We start from the raw sequence: 23,289 nt of genomic DNA, 5'->3' as shown, positions 1-23,289 counted from the left end.
AAAAAGGTACTTATGTTTATAAGTACCTTTTTTGTTTTGAAAGCAGTTTTTGTTTTCTTTATTCTAAAGCTTCCAAGGATAGCAAGAGTGAAAAATAGTTTCTAAAGTATATTTCTTAGCATCTTTATCACTTAATTGATGTGACCACTTGACTCTTTCTGTTGGATTAAAACCCTCACCTGTACATTTATATTCGGCAAAAAAGGCTGTTTTTTCATTTTCAACATTACCCCAGTTATGCCAACCTTCAGGAGCAATTTGTTTGGGTAAATCACATCTTACAAATACAGATTTAGCCCAATAGCGCCAAGGTCTTCCTAAATAGAGTTTGTTTACAGTTTCATCTGCAGTAATTTTACAGTCAAGAAATACAAAACCAAAGTCTTTACCTTTTGTGGTGTTAGGAGCTGTGATATATGAATTGGATTTGCAATGGATGGTACAGTCTTTAAAAACGGCAGTTGAAGGGCCAAAAATAAAGTCGGTGGTGCCTTCAATATAGCAGTTTTCAAAAAGTTGTCTTGAATATTCACCTCCTAAATAAATGGTGTCTTGATTTCCAAGAAATTTACAGTTTTTAAATACAGCTTTATCTGCATCAACATACAAAGCCAATGCCTGTCCAACAGTACCAGCCGAATTTTCAAAGGTTATATTTTCAGCTTTGAATCTGTTTCCCGATATCTTAACTGTATATGAATTGAATGTGCCTATGTGCTTCCCTCTACCTGAATAATCATTAAACGTTATAATGGTTTTATCGGTGCTTTCTCCTATAAAAGTAACATCGGTATTGTTTTCAGAGAGTTCAATTTTTTCTGTATAAACCCCATTTTTAATGTACAAAGTAATGGGAGCCAAAGGAAATACCCGCATGGCATCAATCGCATCTTGAATGTATTTGTAATCACCACTGCCGTCTTTGGCTACTACAAAATTGTATTTATACTTGTCAGAATTTGAGGTTTGAGCTAAAATTGATTGAGAAGCAAAAAGAAGAAGTATTATGAATTTTAATGATGCTATTTTCTTCATGAAATTTAAGGTTTAGGTATTAACTTTCTTCCTAGTGGTAGTTCATTTTTGATGTTTTATTTGGAGCTTTTGGGTTTAACGATATAATTAGCCAATTCTAATTTTTGGGCTCTAATGTCCCTAAGCACAATTTCAGCTATTTTTCTTGCTCCAAATTCATTAAAATGGGTATTGTCATTAAAACCATCAGGGAAACGAGGTAGTTCATTGGGTTCAAAAACCATATAAAGATTTCTGGAAAATTTTTCACCCATTTGTTCAACCAATTCATGGCTTTTGGTATTAAGATCAATCACAGGTACATGGTATTCTACGCCTAATTCAAGAACAGCATCGCAATATGCTTCATGTGATTTTATTAATGCGCCGTTTGCATTATATTTTCTTTGGGTAACAGGGGTTATTAAAATTATTTTTGCATTTTTCTCTCTTGTTTCAGTAATGTACTTACCCATGTATTTTTTGTAATCTTCAGGTGATGCATAACGGTTTGGATGACTTTTAGAATTAGCAGAATCGTTGTGTCCAAATTGAATTAGCACGTAATCGCCCGCTTTAAGCGAATCAACAATAGGTTGCCAACGGTTTTCATCAAGAAACGATTTTGTACTTCTGCCACCTTTGGCATGGTTTTCAATTTCTACTGTAGTAGCATCGAAAAAATTAGCAAAAGGCATGCCCCACCCCGCTTGTGGAAATCTACTGTCGTCATACAAACACATGGTGGAGTCGCCAACCAGATAAATTTTAGTTTTTTGGTTTTGCGAAAATGCAAACGTACTATATAGCATAATTGCTAAGTAAAAGGCGATGTTTTTTTGATTGTAAAAATTTTTATTTTTCATCTGTTTATGTTGAGGTTATAAGGTTATGAGTTGCAAAGCACCTCTTCTATCATCTTTCCTCTATTTATCCGTCAGATGTTACATCCATAACCATGCTTCTCCGTGTTAATCGTATTTTAGCAAGGATGTTTCATCTTTTAATACTTTATCTAAAAAGTTAACGGTATAATTAAGGGTTGTTTCAAACCAAGGATTTGCCATCCAAAAAGAATGTGGACTATCTGGAATGGTATGCACTTCGCTATAAATGTCGTATTTATTTAAAATGTCAATCATATCATCACGACCTGCATGAAAACGTGGTTGTGCACTATTTATAAAAAGAGTGGGCGGTGTATGTTTTCCAACATACTCTAATGGTGAAGCCTCTTTCCAATTTTTGAAATTTTCTTCTTTTTCACCATCAAGCCAAATACCAGCCATAGATGCTTTACCGCTTTTTGATTCTGCAGCAGCTTCTGGGTGAATAAATGATACAATACCATCTACATTTACATACGCTTGTACAGCATCAGATATTTTTGAATCTGGTTTATACAAAGATGCGTTTGGAGTTACGGCTAATAATCCGGCTAATTGTGCACCTGCCGAAGCACCTAATACTGCTATTTTATCTGGATTGATATGATACTTTTTTGAATGTTTTCGCATCCATCTGATAGCATCTTTTAAGTCTATCACGCCTGCTGGATATACCGCTTCAAACCCTAAGCGGTAAGAGGCTGTAATGGCAACATAGCCTTTTGAGGCAAGATGTTGCGCCATAATGCGTTGGTTTTCTTTACTACCCGTTAGCCAACCACCACCATGAATTAAAAGTACGGTTGGATACGTTTTTTTCCCTTTTTCTTTTGGTAAATAAGCGTCTAATTTTAAATTAGTTTCTTTAGTCTTTTTATAGGTTATATTTTCTTTAAACGTAATAGTTTTAGAGTCCAGTGGTTTAATAGGAGTAATGCTTGGATACTGTTTTTTTAAGCTTGTAAACGCACTTTCTATGGTATATGGTTTGTAATCTTCTTTTTTTTGTGAAAAAGCTAAACTTGCTATTAGCAAACATATTGATGTGATTTTTACGTTTACAGTCATTGATTTATTTTTTAATTTCACTGCTTAACTCTTGCAATCCCTCAAATACAAGTCTTGCAACTTCGGTAGCTCCTTTTGGTTGAAAATGTGTGTTGTCTTTTTGCCCTTTAGGGTATGCTTCGTACTTGCCTTTAGGTAGATTCATAAAGTAGTTATCGGTAACAAAATCTTGTCCTTTTTTGGTAAAGAAGTCTCGTGATTTTTTGTTTAAATCTATAAGCCTCACTTGTAATTCGGCTGCTACGTCTTTAGGAGCTTGGTCATAATCACCATGTACGTCATATAAAACACCATCTTTCCAAGGGTAGTTTCTGGCTACAGGTGTTAAAATAATGGGGATAGCTCCTTTTTCTCTGGTTTGGCTAACAAATAGTCTCAAAAACTCTTTGTAGCCTTCAATATCAACATAACGTTCTGTTTTCTCTTTTGCCGCATCATTATGACCGAATTGCATGATCACCATATCATCTTTTTTAAGGTTTTCATAAACAGAACGCCATCTGCCTTCTTGAAAAAAGGTGCGTGTACTGCGTCCGCCTCTGGCACGGTCATCAACTAAAACACTATCGGTTTTGATAAGATTTTTTACTTTGTTTAAACTATCAGAAACTAAAAAGGGTTGAAACACTTGCCCCCAGCCAGTCACAGGATACCTGGTTTTCATATAATCTTTTTCGGGATCGTAATCGCCTGTGTAATCGGCCATGGTGGAATCACCAATTAAATAGATGGTGGTGGTTTTTTGTTCTATGGCTTTAAATTCATAAACATCTCCCTTTTGCGTTTCAATATCATAAAGGTTATATTTTGGAAGATTTAAAGCTTCTACCTGCGCTTCTTTAGAAATCAAAGGGTCTTTTATTTGAGGAGTTTGGTAAAGCGGATTCCTATTTTTCCCAGAAGCTTTAGTGAGTTCCTTTCCATTTTTATCCAATAATATTTCGGTAGTTCTAATTCTTAAATTTCCACCTAAATCAGACTTTATTTTAAAGGTTTTTAGCTTGTTTTCGGACCAATCCAAATCAACTTCAAAACCACCTCTGGCTTTTAAGCCTTTTACCGAACCTTCTTTCCAAGTGTCTGGTAATGCTGGTAATAATTGTAAGGCTTCATCATGCGATTGTATGAGCATTTCGGCAATGCCAGCAGTACAACCAAAGTTGCCATCAATTTGAAAAGGAGGATGTGCATCGAATAAATTTGGATACGTGCCACCCGATTCTGTGCCATCTTCTACTAAAGTTAGCTGTGTTTTAATTAGCTTATACGCTCTATTTCCGTTAAGCATTCGTGCCCAAAAATTAACTTTCCAACCCATAGACCAACCTGTTGAAACATCACCTCTATATTCGAGGGTTTGTTCTGCGGCTTTAAATAAATCAGGGTTTTTAAAAGGCGAAATTTGTGCCGATGGATACAAGCCATAAAGATGTGAAACATGACGGTGTTTGTCATCTGTTTTATCCCAGTCTTCGATCCATTCCTGTAATTGGTTGTGCTTGCCTATTTGCATAGGTGGTAATCTTTTCTTCAATGTTTCAACAGAGTCTGCGAATTCTGCATCTATTTCTAATATGTTAGATGCATTAATAAAATTGCTAAACACATCAAAGACCAATTGGTTGTCCATAGTGGTTCCGTAAGTAACACCAACACTTCCTTTATATTTGTTTTCTGGCGACATTGAAGGTGCCACAACTAACCATTTGTTTTTAGGTTCTTCTTGAAGTACATCTGCATAAAATTGTGCAGTAGTTTTTAAAATGGGGTAGTATTTATTTAAAAAGGCTTTATCGCCTGTAAACAAATAATGTTGCCACAAATGCTGACTTAACCAAGCACCGCCCATAGGCCAAAGTCCGTAAAAACCACCATCAACAATGCCTGCAATGCGCCAAATGTCGGTATTATGATGTATGTTCCAACCACGTGCATGATACATGTTTTGAGCACTTAGTTTACCTGTTTCAGATAAAGCAACTAACATAGAAAATAGTGGTTGATGAAGTTCAGATAGGTTAGTAACTTCAGCAGGCCAATAATTCATCTCTGTATTGATGTTTACCGTGTATTTGCTATCCCAAGGTGGTGACAATTTATCGTTCCAAATACCTTGTAAGTTGGCTGGTTGCCCACCTGGTCTTGAGCTCGAAATAAGTAAATAGCGTCCAAATTGAAAGTAAAGCGATACTAACGATAAGTCTTCGGTAGTTACAAAGCTCTCTAAACGTTTATTGGTAGGTGAATCGTTATAAAGATTTTTTCCTAAATCTAAAGAGACTCGGTTAAATAAGAATTGGTAATCTTTTACATGAGCCGTTTTTAAATCATTAAAAGGTTTAGAACTGCTTTTTTGAAGAAATTCTTTGGCAATTTTATCAGCTGAATGGCTTAAATCTTTATAGTTTTTAAAGTTGGTCCCAATGCTTACAAACAAAATAACGTCGTCGGCATTTTTAATAGAGATGGTTTGGTTATTTTTGGAAAGTTTTCCGCCAATTAATTTAGGGTAAACCAAGGTAGTGAAATTGATTTTTCCTTTTTTGTTCTCATGGTCACCACCTGTGCCACTTAATTGAATCCATCCTTTTTTTGTCGAGATAGTATGGTTTATCTGTGGACTATCCATTGAAATTTCAAAACTCAAACTTTTAGGTTTATCGGCCGTAAGATGAATCACCATAACTTGATCCGGAAAAGACACAAAGTATTCACGTTTGTAGTGAATACCATTTTTGGTATAGCTAACCGTTGAAATCGCATTTTCAATATTTAATTCCCTTCTATAATCGGATGGATTGTTATGATTAGGAAAATGCAGATTTAAGTTCCCAACAGTTTGATAGGGCACACCATAATTGGTGTTTTTTGGAGTATCCTTAGGAAATACCTCAAGAGCCATTTTTTGAGCTTCTTCATGTTTGCCACTAAATAGCAATTCCCTAATCTTTTGAATGTCTTGGTAATAATCTTTTTGAATATTGTTTCCAGGTTCACCAGCCCAAACGGTTTCTTCATTTAACTGAATTTTATCATGTTCAGTGCCTCCAAAAAGCATGCCTCCAATACGACCGTTTCCTATAGGTAAAGCTTCATTCCAATTACTTGCAGCATGTTCATACCATAGTAAATTATTATTTTGTGCCTTGGAATAGGCGGTAGTTAAGATTAAAAAGAATAAGATTTTGTAATTTTTTAAACTGTTTTTCATCTATTTATATTTAGCTCCCTAACCCCGAAGGGGACTCATGCTGGTTCTAAGGGTTCTTTAATTCTTAATTCTGGTTATCGGTTAATTGTTAATCTTTACCTTGGTTAGACTTAACTCTTAACTCATAACTCTTCCGTCAGATGTTACATCCATAATCATGCCTCTGTGTGTTAAAAGTGTTTTTAATATGGATGGTTCATTTTGTTATTTCTATTTCTTTTAACCATTTTGAGCATAAATTTTTCCATTCGTCAGTTAAAGAAGATGCATTATAGATCCCAATGTTATGTTCCCCTTTTGGGAAAATATGAAGTGACCCTTTAACATCATGCTTTATCATTTCCTTATAAAACAAAAGGCTGTTCATAACATTTACAGCAGGGTCATTTTGTGCATGAAATAAAATTGTTGGTGGCGTATTTTCAGTAACATGAAATTCATTTGAGTATTCATGAATAGTTTCTGAAGTGGCATGATCCCCTAAAAGATTCTTAAGACTGCCTTTATGTGTGTATTCGCCTAAACTAATTACAGGAGATACTAAAATCATGAAATTTGGGGTAAATATTTGGTGGTCAACGGCATCATTGATTTTTGAAACATCCGTTTTATGGGTTGCTATAGTAGAAGCTAAATGTCCACCCGCCGAAGCTCCAAAAAGACCTACTTTATTTATATCTAGGTGCCATGTATCGGCATGATGGCGTATTAGTTTTAAGGCACGTTGGGCATCTTGTATAGGACCGTTTTCACTAACTAACAAGTCTGGTGAATTAGGCAAACGGTAAATAAGAACAAATGCTGTAATGCCTTGCGTATTAAACCATTTTGCTAATTGAATACCGCCTAAATTGTAAGTTAGTTTTGCATAGCCACCCGAAGGCATTATTAAAACGCTACTGCCGTTTTGTTCTTCTTTAGGAGGAAAGAAACCTAGCATTTTAGGTTCTGAAACCTGAGTGATGCGTTCGCGTTCTTCAATATGCTCTAGGTTCATGCCTTTAGAGTTAGGCATTTTTCCTTTTGGCCACAAAGGGATAATATCTTGTGCAGAAAGTGTCAGGGAAAAAAAGAAGCTAAACACTATCAGTGCTTTTTTTGTCATCTATTATTTAATTTTTATAGCGTTTTTGTTTAATCCCATGCCTTGTTGGATTTGTTCCTTTTCATTTGAAATATCTTTTTTATCAAACTGAACATTGCTGGTTTTCGAACCTAAAACTTTGATAGCAGATTTACTTCCTTTGAAGTTAAAATTACTGGCTTTAATGTTTTTGCTATTATATACGGTTAGGGCAAAATCATCTGAAGCTTTTATTTTAACATTTTTTAGGGTAATACCATCGGCATCAATAGCTGTAATGCCTTTTTTAGTTTCAAAAAAAGAATCTTCAATAGAAATATTTTTTAGGTTCATTTCTGGTAATCCCATAAAAAATATAGCTGTTTCAGAATCTGCTACATGAATATTTTTCATAAAGATATTTCTAAACGAAGGGGTTTCCTCGGTGACTTCAACCAGTTTCTCTTCTTGTATTTTATTATCAGATGCTTCTCCTTCTTCTAAAACAGGTGATTTACCTGAATAGTATAAATTGAAACGGATAGCTTCCGTTGGAATATGTATCATGTCTATATTAGAAATATAAATGTTCTCAACAATACCGCCTCTTCCTCTGGTGCTTTTAAAACGCAAACCCACATCGGTACCAATAAATGTGCAGTTCGAAATATGTATATTTTTAACGCCACCAGACATTTCACTTCCAATAACAAAGCCTCCATGGGCATGATAAACGATGTTGTTTTTTACGATGACATTCTCAGTAGGTATGCCACGGTCTCTACCATCTTTATCTTTACCAGATTTAAAGCAAATCGCATCATCACCAACATCAAACGTGTTATTGTAAACCAGTGCATTTTTACAGGATTCCAAATCCAGGCCATCGCCATTTTGAGAATACCAAGGATTTCTAACCTTAAGATTTCGTATAATAAGATCTTCACACATTAATGGATGAATATTCCATGCTGGTGAATTTTGAAATGTAGGACCATCTAAAAGGATGCGTTTACTGTTTACGATGCTTACCATTACTGGACGTAGAAAATCTTTTACCGATTGTAATTCGGCTTCATTTATTAAATCGGGTACGTTGAAATTGGTACTACTTTCATAACCTTTTTTAGAGCCTTCTGATGGAAACCATATTTTTTTGTCTTTAGAAAGCACGCCGCCAGAATTTACCAGTTTTTTCCATTGGCCATCGGTCATTTTACTAACTTTTACAGGTCGCCATGCATCGCCACTGCCATCGATAATACCATTGCCGGTTATGGCAATGTTTTCAACGTTGTTAGCATTTATTGGAGATACACATCTTACGGTGTTTAAACCTTCAAAACTGGTTTTTACCAAGGGGTAATCATCAAAATCATCACTAAAAACAATTAAAGCGCCATCTTCTAAATGAAGATTTATATTGCTTTTAAAAGAAATAGGACCCGTAAGCCAAACACCACGAGGTACTATAACTTTACCGCCACCTTTAGTTGATACATCATTAATTGCTTTTGCAAAGGCATCGGTATTTTTAACGATTCCACCCGTTATGCCTCCAAAGTCTGTAATACTAACTTGATAGTCTGGAAAACTGGTGGTGTTTACTTTGGGCATGTTGAACTCAATATTTTCATAAATATTTTGCTCATTAATTTGAACTGTTTTTTGGGCACTAATATGACATGTGATTGTAAAGATGAAAAGTGCTAAAAGTGACTGAGATTGTTTCGTTTTCATAAGTTTTTTAAAATTCTATAAGGCTAGTTTTACCTATTACCTTTATACGTTTAGAAATACATTCGGTTGAGATTGCTCGATTTTCCTCTATTAAATTTGGTTGCCCACCTCCCACGGAAACCGTGAACCAACCAGGTTCTATTACCAATTCATTTTTATTATTAATCATGGAAAGTTGTCTTGGCAAAATAGTAAATTTGACTTCCTTTTGTTCGGCCTTTTTAATATTAACTCTTTTAAAACCAATTAATTGATGCTTTGGTCTAGGTGTGGTAGCTTTTTCATCTTTAAGATATAGTTCAACGACTTCATCTCCATCAAAATCACCAATATTAGAGACTGTTACAGAAACTTCTATAGGTTTATTAATTTCTATTTTAGATGGCATTTTGAAATTAGTGTAAGCAAATTTGGTGTAACTTAACCCAAATCCAAATGGGAATAATGGTTCTTGATCGAAATAGCGATAAGTTCTTCCTTTCATATTATAATCTTCAAAAGGAGGTAATTGATCAATGGATTTATAATAGGTAATGGGTAATCTTCCTGCAGGATTATAATCACCAAACAATACATCCGCAATAGCATTTCCACCTTGCTGCCCAGGATAACCTGCAGATACTATTGCTGACAAGTTATCTGACGCCCAATTAATGGCTAAAGCGCCACCATTAACCAAAACTAACACAACCGGTTTGCCTGTTGCAGCTATGGCTTTCATAAGATCTTCTTGCGTTTTAGGCAAATCTAGTTTTGTGCGATCTCCTCTTTCGAATCCATCAACTTTTATACTCATTTCTTCACCTTCAAGTCGCTCATTCAAACCTAAGGCTAAGATTATAACATCTGCCTTTTTTGCTATTTCTACAGCTTTTTCTTTTTGGTTGTTTGTTGGTATGCCCCACAACATTTTTGCGGTTGCATCACCATAGTAATTCTTATATTTTACTTCAATTTTATACTTTTTACCTGCTTCAAGCTGAACTTCTTTTGGGTTTATAGAAGCATGATGTTTATGTTTTCCTCCTCCCTGTATGCCTTCTATAGAAAACTCCATGAATGGTTTTCCCCAATCACTGAAAGAATAGATGCCTGTTTTTGGTGGTAATAAATATCCTGTCCATTTGATAGAATAATTTCCCATCTTCAAGCGAGGATCAGGTGTATCAATATCCCATTGGAAAGAAATATTATCGTCAATTCTTTCGAATAAAGGTTTTCCTTCCCAATTTACATTATTATAATACTGTCCTGTTAGTCCTTGAATATTGTTATTAGTGCGGAGATAAATTGAGGGAATAACTTCCATAGTAGGGATTCCCTCTGCTAAGGTACTGCCTTCTGAATATAGCACCTCAACTTCTGGACTTAATTTGTTTTTTATTCCTTGGAGAATAGTAACAGGTTTACTTGGAATTCCACTGTAATTGCCCCATAATGACTCAACATTATCTGCATTTGGACCAATAACGGCTATTGTTTTTATATCTTTTGAAAGCGGTAAAAGCTGTTCTTTATTTTTTAATAATACAATGCTTTCTTGGGCAGCTTTTCTGGCCAAAGAGGAGTGGGCTGAATTATCATTAACAGCAAAAGGTATTTCTGAATAAGGTGTTTTTAGATTGCCATCGAACATGCCTAGTTTTATTCGAGCTAAAAAAAGTCGTTTAACTGCAATATTCAAGTCATTTTCACTTATTAAACCTTCTTTTATAGCGGCGCTTAAAAACTCATATGAACTCCCACAATTTAAATCACAGCCTGCTTTTAAGGCTAGGGCAGAAGCAGAGGCGGCATTGTTGGTCAATTTATGTGTTTTCCAAATATCCTCTATAGCTCCACAATCTGAAACAACATATCCTTTAAAACCCCATTTATTCCTTAAGATATCGTACAATTCGTCACTAGCGCTCGCTGCTTTATTATTTACACGATTGTAGGCAGTCATCACAGAATATACATGGCCATCCTTGACTAAAGTCCTAAATGCAGGTAAATAGGTTTCCCAAAAATCCTTCATATCTGTTGATACATTAAACTCGTGGCGCAAAGCTTCTGGTCCCGAATGTACAGCGAAGTGTTTTGCTGTGGCAACAGTTTTTAAGTATGTTGAATCATTTCCTTGTAATCCATTCACAAATTGTAGACCTAATTGGCTGGTTAAATAGGGATCTTCACCATAAGTTTCATGACCTCTTCCCCATCTTGGGTCTCTGAAAATGTTAATGTTAGGTGACCAGAAAGTAAGTCCTTGATAAATATCATGTTGACCACGCCTAACATATTCGTGATATTTCGCTCTTGCTTCATCTGAAATCACGGATGCTACATTATATAACAAATCCGTATTCCAAGAGGCGGCAATTGTTATGGATTGAGGGAAAACTGTTGCATAACCAGATCTTGCAACACCATGTAATGCTTCATTCCACCAGTCATATTTAGGAATACCTAAGCAATCAATGGCTGGAGCATCCGACATTAGCTGTTCGATTTTTTCTTCAAGAGTTAATCGAGAAATTAAGTCGTTAGCTCTTTCTTCTTGAGATAATTCTGGATTTTGGAAAGGAAATGTGTTCTGTCCGTAGCTAATTTCTAATACCAGTAATAAAACTAAAAAAACATGCCATTTTTTCATAAGATTACCATTGAGTCGCTTTATCTTGATTATGTTTATTACTTAGTAATTCTAAACCAATCTACATCAGCATAGCCGCCGCGTTTGGCTTCTTGGGTACTTACACTAAACACGCCCACTTTAGCACCAACCCATTTACCTGGCTGTGCTTTAAAGGGTTTGCCAATTTTCTTGAATTTTTTACCGTTTTCAGAATAGCTAAATTGGCACATAGCATCTGGAGCAGAAACTTCAACTTTAAAATAAGCGGCGTTTGATTTTAACCGTTCTTTTTCAATGATTTTTTCTTCGACTCCGTCAATAGCCTTTATGGCTTCGGTTTGTTGAATATAAAAACCATTTTCATCATGACTAATGCTTAACGTAGCATAATCCATTCCCATAATAATTAAGCCTGCTGTTTTTCCGCTTTTAGCTTCTTCAGGCACCAATGAAATTTTTGTGGTTGCTGAAAAGTTAGGTGCCGGAAATTTTTGAAGCAATAGGTTAGGAACCATCCAAAGGTTTTTTGAACCTTCTGGAACTTTTATAGAGAACAATCTTAAATAGTCATTTCCTGGTAATTTGGCGTGCCACACAACATTGTTATTGGCATTCCATTGCCATTGAAGCCCTATATTAAAGCCATCAAAATTATCAGTCTCTGCGGGAGTTTCTATGGGGTATGTTTTTCCAACGTTGGGTTTTTTATGCGACATTACTGGTTCGCCAATACCATTACCATCTAAATCTTTGCCCATTATTGGCCAATCATTTTTCCAAGTCATTGGTTGTAAATGTACGATACGACCATAAGCATCAACATCTTGAAAATGGTAAAACCACGATTCGCCATTAGGAGTATCTACCCAAGCCCCTTGATGAGGGCCATTGATTTTTGTTTTTCCTTGTTCTAAAACCACTTTTTCTTCGTAAGGACCATAAATGTTTTTAGAGCGTAAAATTAATTGCCACCCTGTTGCTACACCACCAGCAGGAGCAAAGATGTAATAGTAGCCATTGCGTTTGTAGAATTTAGATCCTTCAACGGTTTCGTGATTTTCATGACCATCAAATACATGAATGCCTGGATCTAAAACTTTAGTACCTTCAGGATTCATTTTGTTGACAGATAACAAACTTTTAACTCCGGCACGACTTCCTGCATAGGCATGTACTAAGTAGGCTTCACCATTATCGTCAAAAAGTGGACACGCATCAATAAGCCCTTTACCTTCCATGACCAAAATAGGGTCGTCCCATTTACCGTAAGGATCTTTTGTTTTCACCATGTAAATACCAAAGTCTGGGTCGCCCCAATAAATGTAAATTTCATTGTTATGGTAACGAATACTCGGTGCCCAAACACCATTACCATGTTGGGGAATGTTAAAGGTTTCAAAAGGGACTTGTAAAGGCAAAGCATGGTTAATTAATTTCCAGTTTACCATATCTTTTGAATGTAATATGGGTAGGGCAGGAGCCGAATTAAAACTAGAAGCCGTCATGTAATAGTCGTCTCCAACTCTTACCACATCGGGATCTGAATAATCGGCATATATTATTGGGTTTTTGTATGTGCCATCACCATTATCGGCTACCCAAACTTCAGAGACATAAGGTTTGTTTGCTTGTGCAAATACGAGTGTGGTACTTAAAAGTGAAAATAAAATAGAATAAAATTTCATCTGTTGTATTTATTGGTTTTTTATCGGTCGGATGTTACATCCATAGTCCTATTTCTGTACGTAAAAAAGACTTTTAGAATGGATGTTTCATTAATCTTGTATTTATATAGTGTTTTTTATTTGTTTAATTCTAAACTAGCCATAATGAATGGCCCTGTTCCTTTAGGATCGTTAGAACGGATGGTTTCATTAATGTAATATTCATAAGAGCCATCTCTGTAAGGGTTTCCGCCTAATCCTGCTACTGCACAACATTGATTTAGGTTTACAATACCGTTCTCTTCCACTGTAATTAAATTTTCTAAAAGGCCATCATAAGCTTTTTTTGCAACGTCTAAGTATTTTTCCGGCAAATATCCTTTACGAACACCTTTAGCAAACGTGTAGGTAAACATAGAAGTGCCAGTCGCCTCCAAATAATTGCCTTCTCTATCGCCTTGATCTAAAACTTGCCACCATAACCCCGATTTGTCTTGTACGTTGGTTATAGCTTCGGCATATTGGTTTAAATAGGTTATGATGCGCTCTCTTCCTGGATGGTTTTCTGGTAAAAAATCTAAGACATCTACCATGGCCATACCGTACCAGCCCATGCCTCTAGACCAAAAGTGCTGAGAATTTCCTGTTTCTTTATTTGCCCATTTTTGTTCTTTACTTTCATCCCAGCCATGGTATAATAAACCTGACTTTTCATCGCGACTGTGTTTTTGTATAAGGTCAAATTGTAAAACAACATCGTTGTATATTTTTTGTTTTTTTGCTTCATCTTCTACATACTCTTTGGCATATCGCGTGTGAAATGGTTCTGCCATATATAAGCCATCCAACCACATTTGGTGTGGATATACTTTTTTATGCCAATACCCACCATCAGACGTTTTTGGTTGAGACTCCATTTGTTCGTTTAGAGTATGTATGGCCTTTAAAAAACGTTCTTCTTTTGTTTTAGGGTAAAGATATAATAGGACGTCGCCAGACTTAATCATGTCTAGATTTTGCTTTTCAAGCGAATAGGTGGCTATGGTACCTGTACTATCAATTAAATCGTTGGCGTAACCGTATATATAATCGTAATATTTTTGGTTGTTAGTTTGCTCATAAACTTTAATACAAGCCGATAAAACCAATCCTGGGGTATAGGTCCAACGTGCTCTGGTTGCAAAATCTAATTTGGTTGCCTCTGGAAAACGTTCAATTTCAGAAAGCATCATACGTTCTGACCATTTTAGGTTTTCTGGAACCACTTTTTCAACAGTAGCAGTTTCTTTAGGATTTTCTTTTGCATTTTTACAAGCTGTGGCGGATAAACCTAAAGCAATAGTAAATAGCGCTATAAATTTTGTTGTATGTTTCATATGTTTAATTGTTTAATCGGGTAATTATTATTTAATCACTCATAACTCATAACTTTATAATTAGTTTATGAAATTAGTGTTTTCTAGATTTTCTAATTTTTTATTTAAATCTGCAATAAAAGCTTCTTCGGTTTTTATGCCATTGGCTTCTTGTTCCCAAGCCCCTAAAAAGTAATAGGTTAATGGTTTGGTTGTTGGTTTAAATATAACGAGGTGATCGTTGATTCCTTCTTTTTGCTCTGCAACTTCATCCAAATTATAAAATATTGCCAAGCCTAATTTATCGGTGTCATTTACTACCGTTTGTGTACCATATGTGGCAATATACGCCCATTTTTCACTTTCCTTTTTTATTAAAGGAATATTTTTAAATTTCACAATACCTGTACAAATGCCCGTAATTTCTTTTGAAGGTGTTAATTCTGCTTTTGTAAATCGGTCTTGTTGATAAATAGTAAGTTCTGAATTTAAATTAATGGTTTCATTTCCTGTATTCCAATCTTCATAAGAAATCTTTACAGATGATTTTTTTCCTAAATTTTCAACTTTAGCAAACGTGTTTTTTACACTTTGGAAATGTGCAACCGTATCATTCAATAAACGACCATAACCACCAATACCCATTGATTTTCCAGCTTTTAAAATATCTTGTCCCCAAGCTGCTGGTTCATGATAAGAATCAAAGCCATCTTGCCCTACAAAAGGAAGGACTATACTATCTACTTTTTTTCCGAAAATATCAATAGCATTTCTCCAATCTAAGTATAAACGATACCCAATTTGACTGTTTTCCCAACCTGGGCCTTCGTAGCGAATGAACCACGAATGATCTGTATGTTCTTTTGGAACTTGAAGCGAATTTATATTTTTAAAAGAAGTTCCAGCATTATATTCTTTATGGCCTCTTGAACCGTCAACCCATTCTCCACCTTGTGCAATAGAAATTTCAGCGTATGTTTTAGATGTTATTTTTTCCTCAACAACCGTATTTGTTGTATTGGATTTATCGTCTGACTGTTTTGATTTACATGCAAATAGGGCTAAAAGAGCCATTGACAACATTGTTATTTTTTTCATAAAAGGTAATTTAATCATTGATTTAATATTGCTTCCCATTTATTGTGGTGTTTTTAAATATAATAGGTTCTGAGTTTTCAACCGATAATGGTGTTTCAGCGTTTTTAATGTGAACGTTTGTTAGGGTTACGTTTTTCACAAAACTTTGTGGTCTGCCTTTTATTAGTACACCGAATTTTCCGCCATTTTCAACATTAATATCTTGTAAATGAATATTTTTAACAACAGGCATAAAACTACCTTCCTGTGGTCCATAAATAGCATAATATAAATTGATTTTTAAAACAGCTTCTTTTACTTGGCCGACTTCAATATTTTTAACATAGACATTTTCTACAAAACCACCTCTTAGGGTATTGGTCTTTATACGAATAGCACGGTCTAATTCTGGGCTGTTCATTTTACAATTTCTAACATATACATTTCTAACGCCTGCAGATATTTCACTTCCCATGACGACACCACCGTGACCATCTTTCATGTCGCAATTTTCAACAACAATATTTTCGCTAGGAATGTTTACACGTCTACCATCGTTATTCCTACCTGATTTAATAGCAATACAGTCATCTCCAGTATTAAAAGTACAGTTATTTATATGAACATTTTTTGAATATTCGGGGTCGCACCCATCATTATTAGGACCGTGACTGTTTACCGTAACGCCTTCAACGCGAACGTAGTTACATTTGATAGGGTGAATTACCCAAAACGGCGCATTGGTAAACGTAACACCTTGAATCAATACGTTTTCACATTCAAAAGGCTGGATAAATAAAGGACGCAGTTGATGCCCCTCACCAAAAATACGTTCAGAAACTGGCGTGTTGTTTTCTGCCATTTCCCATAATCTAGGTAGGTTATGGGCGTCTTTTTGTTGAGGTGTATCTTTTAAATGACCGTATCTTTCGGCACCACACCATGGCCACCAATTGGTGGTACTTGCTTGTCCGTTAAAGGTTCCCTTACCAGTAACAGCAATGTTTTTTTCTTTGTATGCATATATTAATGGGGAGTAATTCATCAATTCCTGACCTTCATAGGAGGTATGTACAACTGGTAAATAATCCTTAGCGTTTTTAGAGAACAATACTTCGGCACCAGCTTCTAAGTGTAAATTCACATTACTTTTTAGGTGAATGGGGCCTGTTAAGAATTTGCCCGAAGGAATAATAACTTTGCCACCTCCAGCTTCATTACAGGCAGTAATAGCTTTTTTAATAGCTTCGGAATTATTTGTTTCACCGTCGGCAACAGCTCCAAAGTCTAATATGTTAAAAACTTTGTCCGGAAATTCTAAAACCTTAATGGAACTAATAATGTTATCTGCTTCACTGAAAACGTCGGTTTCTACTTTTTCCTTTTCCTTTCCTTTGGTTTTACAAGAATTAAGGGTTAAGGTGAATAGGAATAAGCCTATTAATGAAAATGCTAAAGAAGGTGTGGTAATTTTCATGAGTTTATATTTAGTTGTAATCGATTGTATAAAAATACTAAAGTTGTTACTGTTGGCATAATTTATATAGCATATTATACTAATTTTAATAAATGAGGTTATTTGTATATGAGTTTATGAGTTTATGAGTTTATGAGTTTATGAGGTTATGGGGTTATGGGGTTATGGGGTTATGAGGTTATGTGGTTATGAGGTTATGAGGTTATGTGGTTATGAGGTTATATCGTTAATCATCAATCGTTAATCGTTTATGAAGTTATATTGTTAATTATAAATCGTCAATCATAAATCGTCAATCGTTTATATGGTTATATCGTTAATCGTCAATCGTTAATCATAAATCGTTAAAGAGGTTATAAAGTATTTAAATCGTTTAATCGTTTAATTGTAGAACTGCCCACAGCCCACAGTCTACTGCATACTTCGTTTAAATAAATCATTAAGGAATCCAGTTATCTGAACCTTTTAGTACATTTTCTAAAGTATAGGCTTTGCTTTCCTTTTTAGATAATTTTTTAGCCCAGTTTACCCTTTTATTGGAAGTTCCAGGTCCCGATGAGTTATATTCGGCATAAAACGTGGTGTTTTCGGCATTAGGTTTGCCCCAATTGTGCCAACCTTCTGGTTTTATATGAGTATCCATATAGCAATCTATCCAAACGGTTTTGGCATAGTCGCGCCATGGACGTCCTAAGTAAAAGGTGTTTTCTAAAGCGCTGCCTGTTATTTTACAATTTTTAAAAACAAACCCGTGTTCTGTGTTTTTATTTGTTGAGGCAGCTGTAATGTATCCAGTATTTTTACAGAATATTTCGCAATTTTCGAAATAACCTGTTGACCAGCCAAAAATAAAATCGACAGTGCCTTCAATATAACAGCCTTTGTAATATTGCCTGCTTTGGTCTCCATGAAGATAGAGGGTGTCTTGATTTCCTAAAAATCTACAATTTTCAAATATAACCTTGTCTCCGTCCACTCTAACAGCTACTGCTTGTCCGATAGGACCAGCGCTGTTTTGGAAAGTGATGTTTTTTGCTTTAAATCCATCTCCAAATACAAAAAACGATGTAGAACCTGTGGTACCCATTTCTTCGCCAAAACGGTTATGTTTTTGAGCAAAATCATCAAAGGTTAGTATGGTTTCGTTTTTATCTTCACCAACAAAAGTGACGTTGGTTTTTGATGTAGGAAGCACTAGTTTCTCTTTGTAAATGCCATTTTTTATAAAAATTTTAGTTTCATTTTTTCTAAAATCTGGGACAGCATCAATAGCTTCTTGAACCGATGAAAAATCACCATGTCCCTTACAATCTACAATAAAATCATACGTTTTGCCATTAACTACTTTTTTTTTTAGAGACGTATTAACCAATGCGTTGCTATAGACTTCAATGTTTGTGTAATTTTTATCTAAAGTGTTTAAGATAGCATCGTTTGTTTTGGGGTCTAATTTATTTTGAATTTCCCAATCATCAGACATGCCATCTTCATCTGAATCTAATTTTGATTTTTCAGATTTCAGTAAAGGCCAACCACCCACATTTTCTTGGGAATCTATGATGCCGCTTTTGTAATTGGCGCTGCCTTCTTTGGTGTTGTGTACCATTCTAGCATCTACGGCATCTCTATAAAGGCTTGCGCCTGCATTTTTAAGAACGGCTTCAAAAGCATCAATAGCACTTAAGGTTTTAACGTTTTCTGAAATAGTAATTTCAGCATTTAGCTTTGTTGCTTCTGGGTTTTGACATTGTACACCGCCGTTCCAATTGTTTTTGGTAATGGCTTCGTTACCATTTACAAAATTACCATCTACATAAAATTTGCCGTAGGGCTCATAGGGCTCTACAATTCTATTTCGTTTTGAATCTTGAGTAGCAGGCCCTGATTTAAAATAATTATTTATGATATTATACGTGCCTTTTTCACCCCCATAAATACTATTGTCTCCCCAGTTATAAATAACATTGTTTCTAAAATCCACAAATTCGTTTTCGGAATTTTCGGTGGTTGAAGAACCACTAAATCTGGGGTTGCGGCTATTATTGCTTGCTATTAAGTTGTGATGAAAGGATACATTAACACCACCCCAAATGCCACCGTAGCCATGAGCGCCTTTTTTATGGACAGACCTGTTTAAAGCTTCGGAAATAATACACCATTGTAGCGTAAAGTTTTTGTTATTGTAAAAGGATCCATTTTCGTCGGTGCCCCAACTAATGGAACAGTGGTCTATAATAACGTTATTGGTATCTCTACAACCTAAAGCATCACCTTCAATGCCATTAACATCACCCATTCGAAATCTTAAATAGCGCACAATAACATTATCGGCTTTTATGGTTACCGGGTAGCCTTTAATGGTAATGCCTTCGCCTGGGGCTGTTTGCCCTAAAATGGTTAAATCACCTTTATTAATATCCAATTTTTTTTGAAGCTCAATAGTACCGGAAACTTCAAATACAATAGTTCTAGCACCACTTTTTAGTATGCCTTTTCTTAGGCTACCTTCACCATCATCATTTAAATTGGTTACTTTATATACCAAACCGCCTCTGCCACCAGTTGTATATTGCCCAAAACCTTCGGCAGTTGGGAATGCTAATTGTTGGGCGTAGTTGGTATTACAAACTAAAATTAGGGCAGCTACTAAAAAGTGGATTTTTTTGAACATTATTTTGTATAGTTATGTTTTTATTTTTGATTTTCAGTGATTGATGCCACTAAACTATTGATATATACTTCTATATTTTCATAGCCAGTACTTAAATCATGTCCGTTAGGGTTTTTATCAGCGACTTTAAGTTTTTTATCAAGCTTCCAAGCATCGGGCATGCCATCGCCAGAGGTATCTGTAGGCGGTGTTTCGGAATTTAGAACAGGCCATCCACCAACATCACTTTGTGTATCGATAATACCTTTTGTGCTACCATTTGACCCTTCGTAAGTATAGGTCTTGTTGGTAACTTCATCAACAATTCTTGAATCAATTGCATCACGTTTAAAAGATGCACCACCATAAGCGAGCACTTTATCGTAAGCTACTAAAGCGGTATGCGTGGTAACATTATTATTTATGTTATGAGGTTCGGACATTTTCATGGTTGCTTTATCGGCGTCTGTAACAGGAATGGAATATTCACATGGAATAGAATTACCATTTGCATCGGTACAGGAACCAGTATAAGAAGTATATGAACTATGAAATTGATTGTAAACACCATAAGACCAATTATCATTTGTTGAATTTGTATTACCTTCTACATAATTACCGTCGATATAAAACTTACCCCAAGTATCGTAAACTTGGGTGCCTTTAATTTTGTTTTTATCTATGGAAAAAATACGGCCTTGTTTTGTGCTTCCATTATTTGATATAGTTACAGGTCCTGGTTTATAATAATTGTTAACAATATTTACATTCATGGCTTCACCTCCATAGGTGCTATTGTTACCCCAATTATAAATGACATTGTTTCTAACATCTACTAAATCTGTAAGGGCAAATGAAGAGCCTGCAGATTCGCCCAGTCGTGGGTTTCTACTGTCATGATGTGCTAATAAATTATGATGGAACGATGCATGTTTTCCACCCCAAATGCCACCATAACCATGTGCTCCTTTACCGTGAACAGAATTGCGCAAACTTTCTGTAATAAAACACCATTGAAGGGTTGTGTTTTCGTTATTGTATATAGAAACGGTTTCATCGGTAGACCAACTCATTGAACAATGGTCAATAATAATGTTTTTGTGGAAACGGCTTCCTATAGCATCGCCTTCTTGTTGTGCTTCGTCTCCCATCCTGAATCTTAAAAATCTAATAATAACATTATCAGCATTTATTGAAACCGGGTAGTTTTTTAAGCAAATACCATCACCTGGTGCTGTTTGACCTGCAATGGTAACGTTACCATAGTTTATTTTTAATTCAGATTTAAGTTCAATAGTCCCAGAGACCTTAAATAGAATATAACGCGCACCAGAAGTGTTTATAGCTGTTCTTAAACTTCCAGTTCCTGTATCGTTAAGATTTGTTACAAATAATACTTTACCACCACGACCTCCGGTGGTGTTCATTCCAAAACCTTCTGCACCAGGAAAAGCAAATGCTTCTTCTTCTACAGCAACAGGTTTATCTTCTATGATTTCTTCCTCTTCCTCTATATTTTCATTACCAGAGTTGTCATCTGTTGATGAACTACTACATGAATAGAACAAGGATAAGAAAACAATGAGTGTTTTTAAATATAGTTTCATCTGTTTATATTTTTGTTTTTTTAATTGTCAGATGGAACACCCTTTATAATCATATTCGTGTGTGAGAATATAATTCCCATGGGTGTTTCATATTTTTTTTATATTAATAAAAATGGATATCTAAATAAGTTTTTAATAGCCTTTTAGATATCCATTTTTTAATGGTTAAGAAAACTTAACCTTGTTTAATTATAACTTAGTACGCCATCTTGGATCTCCAGCTGTGTATTGGCCTAAAAATCCGGTAGCTAAGAAATTAAAGTTATTGTTTTCTGGGTCAACCCATAAAGCATTTTGAGTACTACCTGCATTGCCTACAGTGATTTCTCCAATTTCATTGCTTGAGAATGAGAAGTCAGTTACAGTAAAGGTATTATTGACTGTGAAATTTGTATTGTCTAGCCCTTCTTTGCCTTTGTAGGCGTAGTCTTCTTCTCCTTCAACTTGGTTCCAACCATGACCAAAAATAGTATTAGATATTGTAATTCCTTGTGTAACGTTATTTTGACTACTATTTCTCCATCTAAATAATTGGCGTCCCTTCTCTGGAGCATTTGCAATAGTACATCCATCAATAAGAACGGATTCAGAATTATTTTTTGAGACTAAAAAATAAATAAGGTGATTAAATGTGCTGTTTGTTAATTTGATGTTGTTTAATTTGGCATTATCATTATCAACAGAAACAATACCATAACCATTAATGCTATCTACAATACTATTATTAATTATATAGGTGTTGACTGTTGAAGCTACATCTTTTTGTCTCATAATACCCCTAAAGTTGGTAATATAACAATTTTCAAAACTAAGTTCATTTAGAGTACCAACTCTACCAATATTTATAACATATTTGCCTCCCCAATCTGTGCCACGGCATTCTAGGTCTATAAAGCGTAGATGATCTATATTAGCACCGTCTTCTAGATCAAAATTGCTTGGAAACCAAAGTAAAGCTCGTTTTTCTCCAAAGCCATAGGCTGCTCTTATGGTAACGGAATTTGTTAAGCGTTTTCCCGGCGCATCGTACTCTGAACCTCTTGAAACTAATATTGTCGCACCATCTGGGGCTGACTGTAAAGCACTTGTTATAGCTCCCCTATCCAGATTGTCTCTAAGGTCAATCAAGTTAGTAACCGTTGTATAATCTAACTCTTCAATCAATGTAGTGTAATTCACCCAACCTCTTAGTTCTGTACCACTATAAATTGCTATTTGATAGCTTGTTTCTGGATCCAAACCTTCAACAATAGCTTCTCCTGCCAAGAATTCTTCTGATGTTACTGGGGTTTCAGGGAATAAAGGTGTGGTTAGTCTTAAATCATCTGGTGCAAATACTTTTATTCCAGTAATGGCATCGCCAAGAGGTTCCCAACTTACTCTGGCAGCGACATCGATAACATCGTAAGACTTAGGTACGTTAAGAATTGAAGGGAAACGTTCGGTTCTAACAGATCCGAAATCTGAAATTTTACTGTCGAATTGTGCGTCTGCTTCATGAGCGGTTGCTCTTACTTGGTAAATGGTATTCCAAAATAATTCTTCACCAACAGTGTTTTCATTTACTTCTACATAATTAGTATCAGATAAAATGGTGTATTCTATGGTGGCAAATGTATCTCTACTTACTTCAATAGTGTATCCAACTGCTCCTTTAAGTTTACCCATGTTAACAACGATGGTGTTGCCTTCGCTAAACAAGTTCTGGTTAAGAACTGGGCGGAACAATCGCGTTTTATCGTATATTTTGTCGTCGTCTTTATCACATGCATTAAACATGGTAACGATCAAACATAAAAACAGTATAGTCTTTATATTAAATAAGTTATTATTTGTTTTCATAATCATATTAATTT

General features: G+C 35.4%; 14 protein-coding genes. All 14 read right to left on the bottom strand.

Going from position 1 to position 23,289, the window contains the following annotated elements; genetic code table 11:
- Window positions 1-63: 63 nt before the first annotated feature.
- Window positions 64-1,035 carry a pectinesterase family protein gene (locus tag CJ739_RS05140; protein WP_117173083.1) on the bottom strand — a complete coding sequence of 324 codons (972 nt, stop codon included), beginning with the start codon at window positions 1,033-1,035 and terminating at the stop codon, window positions 64-66.
- Window positions 1,036-1,091: 56 nt separating this feature from the next.
- Complete coding sequence (locus tag CJ739_RS05135) at window positions 1,092-1,880, bottom strand: rhamnogalacturonan acetylesterase (RefSeq protein WP_117173081.1); 789 nt, start codon at window positions 1,878-1,880, stop codon at window positions 1,092-1,094.
- Window positions 1,881-1,985: 105 nt separating this feature from the next.
- Window positions 1,986-2,969: an alpha/beta hydrolase gene (locus CJ739_RS05130; RefSeq protein WP_117178747.1), complete on the bottom strand. Its 984-nt coding sequence runs from the start codon at window positions 2,967-2,969 to the stop codon at window positions 1,986-1,988.
- Between the two features lie 4 nt (window positions 2,970-2,973).
- Window positions 2,974-6,180: a glycosyl hydrolase family 95 catalytic domain-containing protein gene (locus tag CJ739_RS05125; RefSeq protein WP_117173079.1), complete on the bottom strand. Its 3,207-nt coding sequence runs from the start codon at window positions 6,178-6,180 to the stop codon at window positions 2,974-2,976.
- A gap of 196 nt (window positions 6,181-6,376) precedes the next feature.
- Window positions 6,377-7,285 (bottom strand): alpha/beta hydrolase, encoded by a 909-nt coding sequence (locus CJ739_RS05120; protein ID WP_117173077.1) that lies wholly within the window; start codon window positions 7,283-7,285, stop codon window positions 6,377-6,379.
- A gap of 3 nt (window positions 7,286-7,288) precedes the next feature.
- Entirely contained in the window at window positions 7,289-8,983 is a 1,695-nt protein-coding gene (locus CJ739_RS05115; protein ID WP_117173075.1) for a glycoside hydrolase family 28 protein, read from the bottom strand.
- A 7-nt stretch (window positions 8,984-8,990) separates the two neighbouring features.
- A complete protein-coding gene (locus CJ739_RS05110; RefSeq protein ID WP_117173073.1) occupies window positions 8,991-11,621 on the bottom strand; it encodes a glycoside hydrolase family 3 protein in 2,631 nt (876 codons plus the stop codon).
- A 38-nt stretch (window positions 11,622-11,659) separates the two neighbouring features.
- The gene (locus CJ739_RS05105; RefSeq protein WP_117173071.1) at window positions 11,660-13,288 is read right to left on the bottom strand and encodes a glycoside hydrolase family 43 protein; all 1,629 of its coding nucleotides are present in this window, start codon (window positions 13,286-13,288) and stop codon (window positions 11,660-11,662) included.
- Window positions 13,289-13,404: 116 nt separating this feature from the next.
- Window positions 13,405-14,643 (bottom strand): glycoside hydrolase family 88/105 protein, encoded by a 1,239-nt coding sequence (locus CJ739_RS05100; protein ID WP_117173068.1) that lies wholly within the window; start codon window positions 14,641-14,643, stop codon window positions 13,405-13,407.
- Window positions 14,644-14,703: 60 nt separating this feature from the next.
- Window positions 14,704-15,720 (bottom strand): DUF4861 family protein, encoded by a 1,017-nt coding sequence (locus CJ739_RS05095; protein WP_117178745.1) that lies wholly within the window; start codon window positions 15,718-15,720, stop codon window positions 14,704-14,706.
- Window positions 15,721-15,742: 22 nt separating this feature from the next.
- Entirely contained in the window at window positions 15,743-17,176 is a 1,434-nt protein-coding gene (locus CJ739_RS05090; RefSeq protein WP_117173066.1) for a glycoside hydrolase family 28 protein, read from the bottom strand.
- A 439-nt stretch (window positions 17,177-17,615) separates the two neighbouring features.
- Complete coding sequence (locus CJ739_RS05085) at window positions 17,616-19,847, bottom strand: pectinesterase family protein (protein WP_117173064.1); 2,232 nt, start codon at window positions 19,845-19,847, stop codon at window positions 17,616-17,618.
- A gap of 20 nt (window positions 19,848-19,867) precedes the next feature.
- Entirely contained in the window at window positions 19,868-21,433 is a 1,566-nt protein-coding gene (locus tag CJ739_RS05080; RefSeq protein WP_117173062.1) for a pectate lyase family protein, read from the bottom strand.
- 189 nt (window positions 21,434-21,622) lie between these two features.
- Window positions 21,623-23,275: a DUF4957 domain-containing protein gene (locus CJ739_RS05075; protein ID WP_117173060.1), complete on the bottom strand. Its 1,653-nt coding sequence runs from the start codon at window positions 23,273-23,275 to the stop codon at window positions 21,623-21,625.
- Window positions 23,276-23,289 lie beyond the last annotated feature (14 nt).

Source organism: Mariniflexile sp. TRM1-10 (genome assembly GCF_003425985.1).
Classification (GTDB): Bacteria; Bacteroidota; Bacteroidia; order Flavobacteriales; family Flavobacteriaceae; genus Mariniflexile.
Note: the sequence above shows the minus strand (reverse complement) of the source record. Positions and strands in the feature narration are given on the sequence as shown.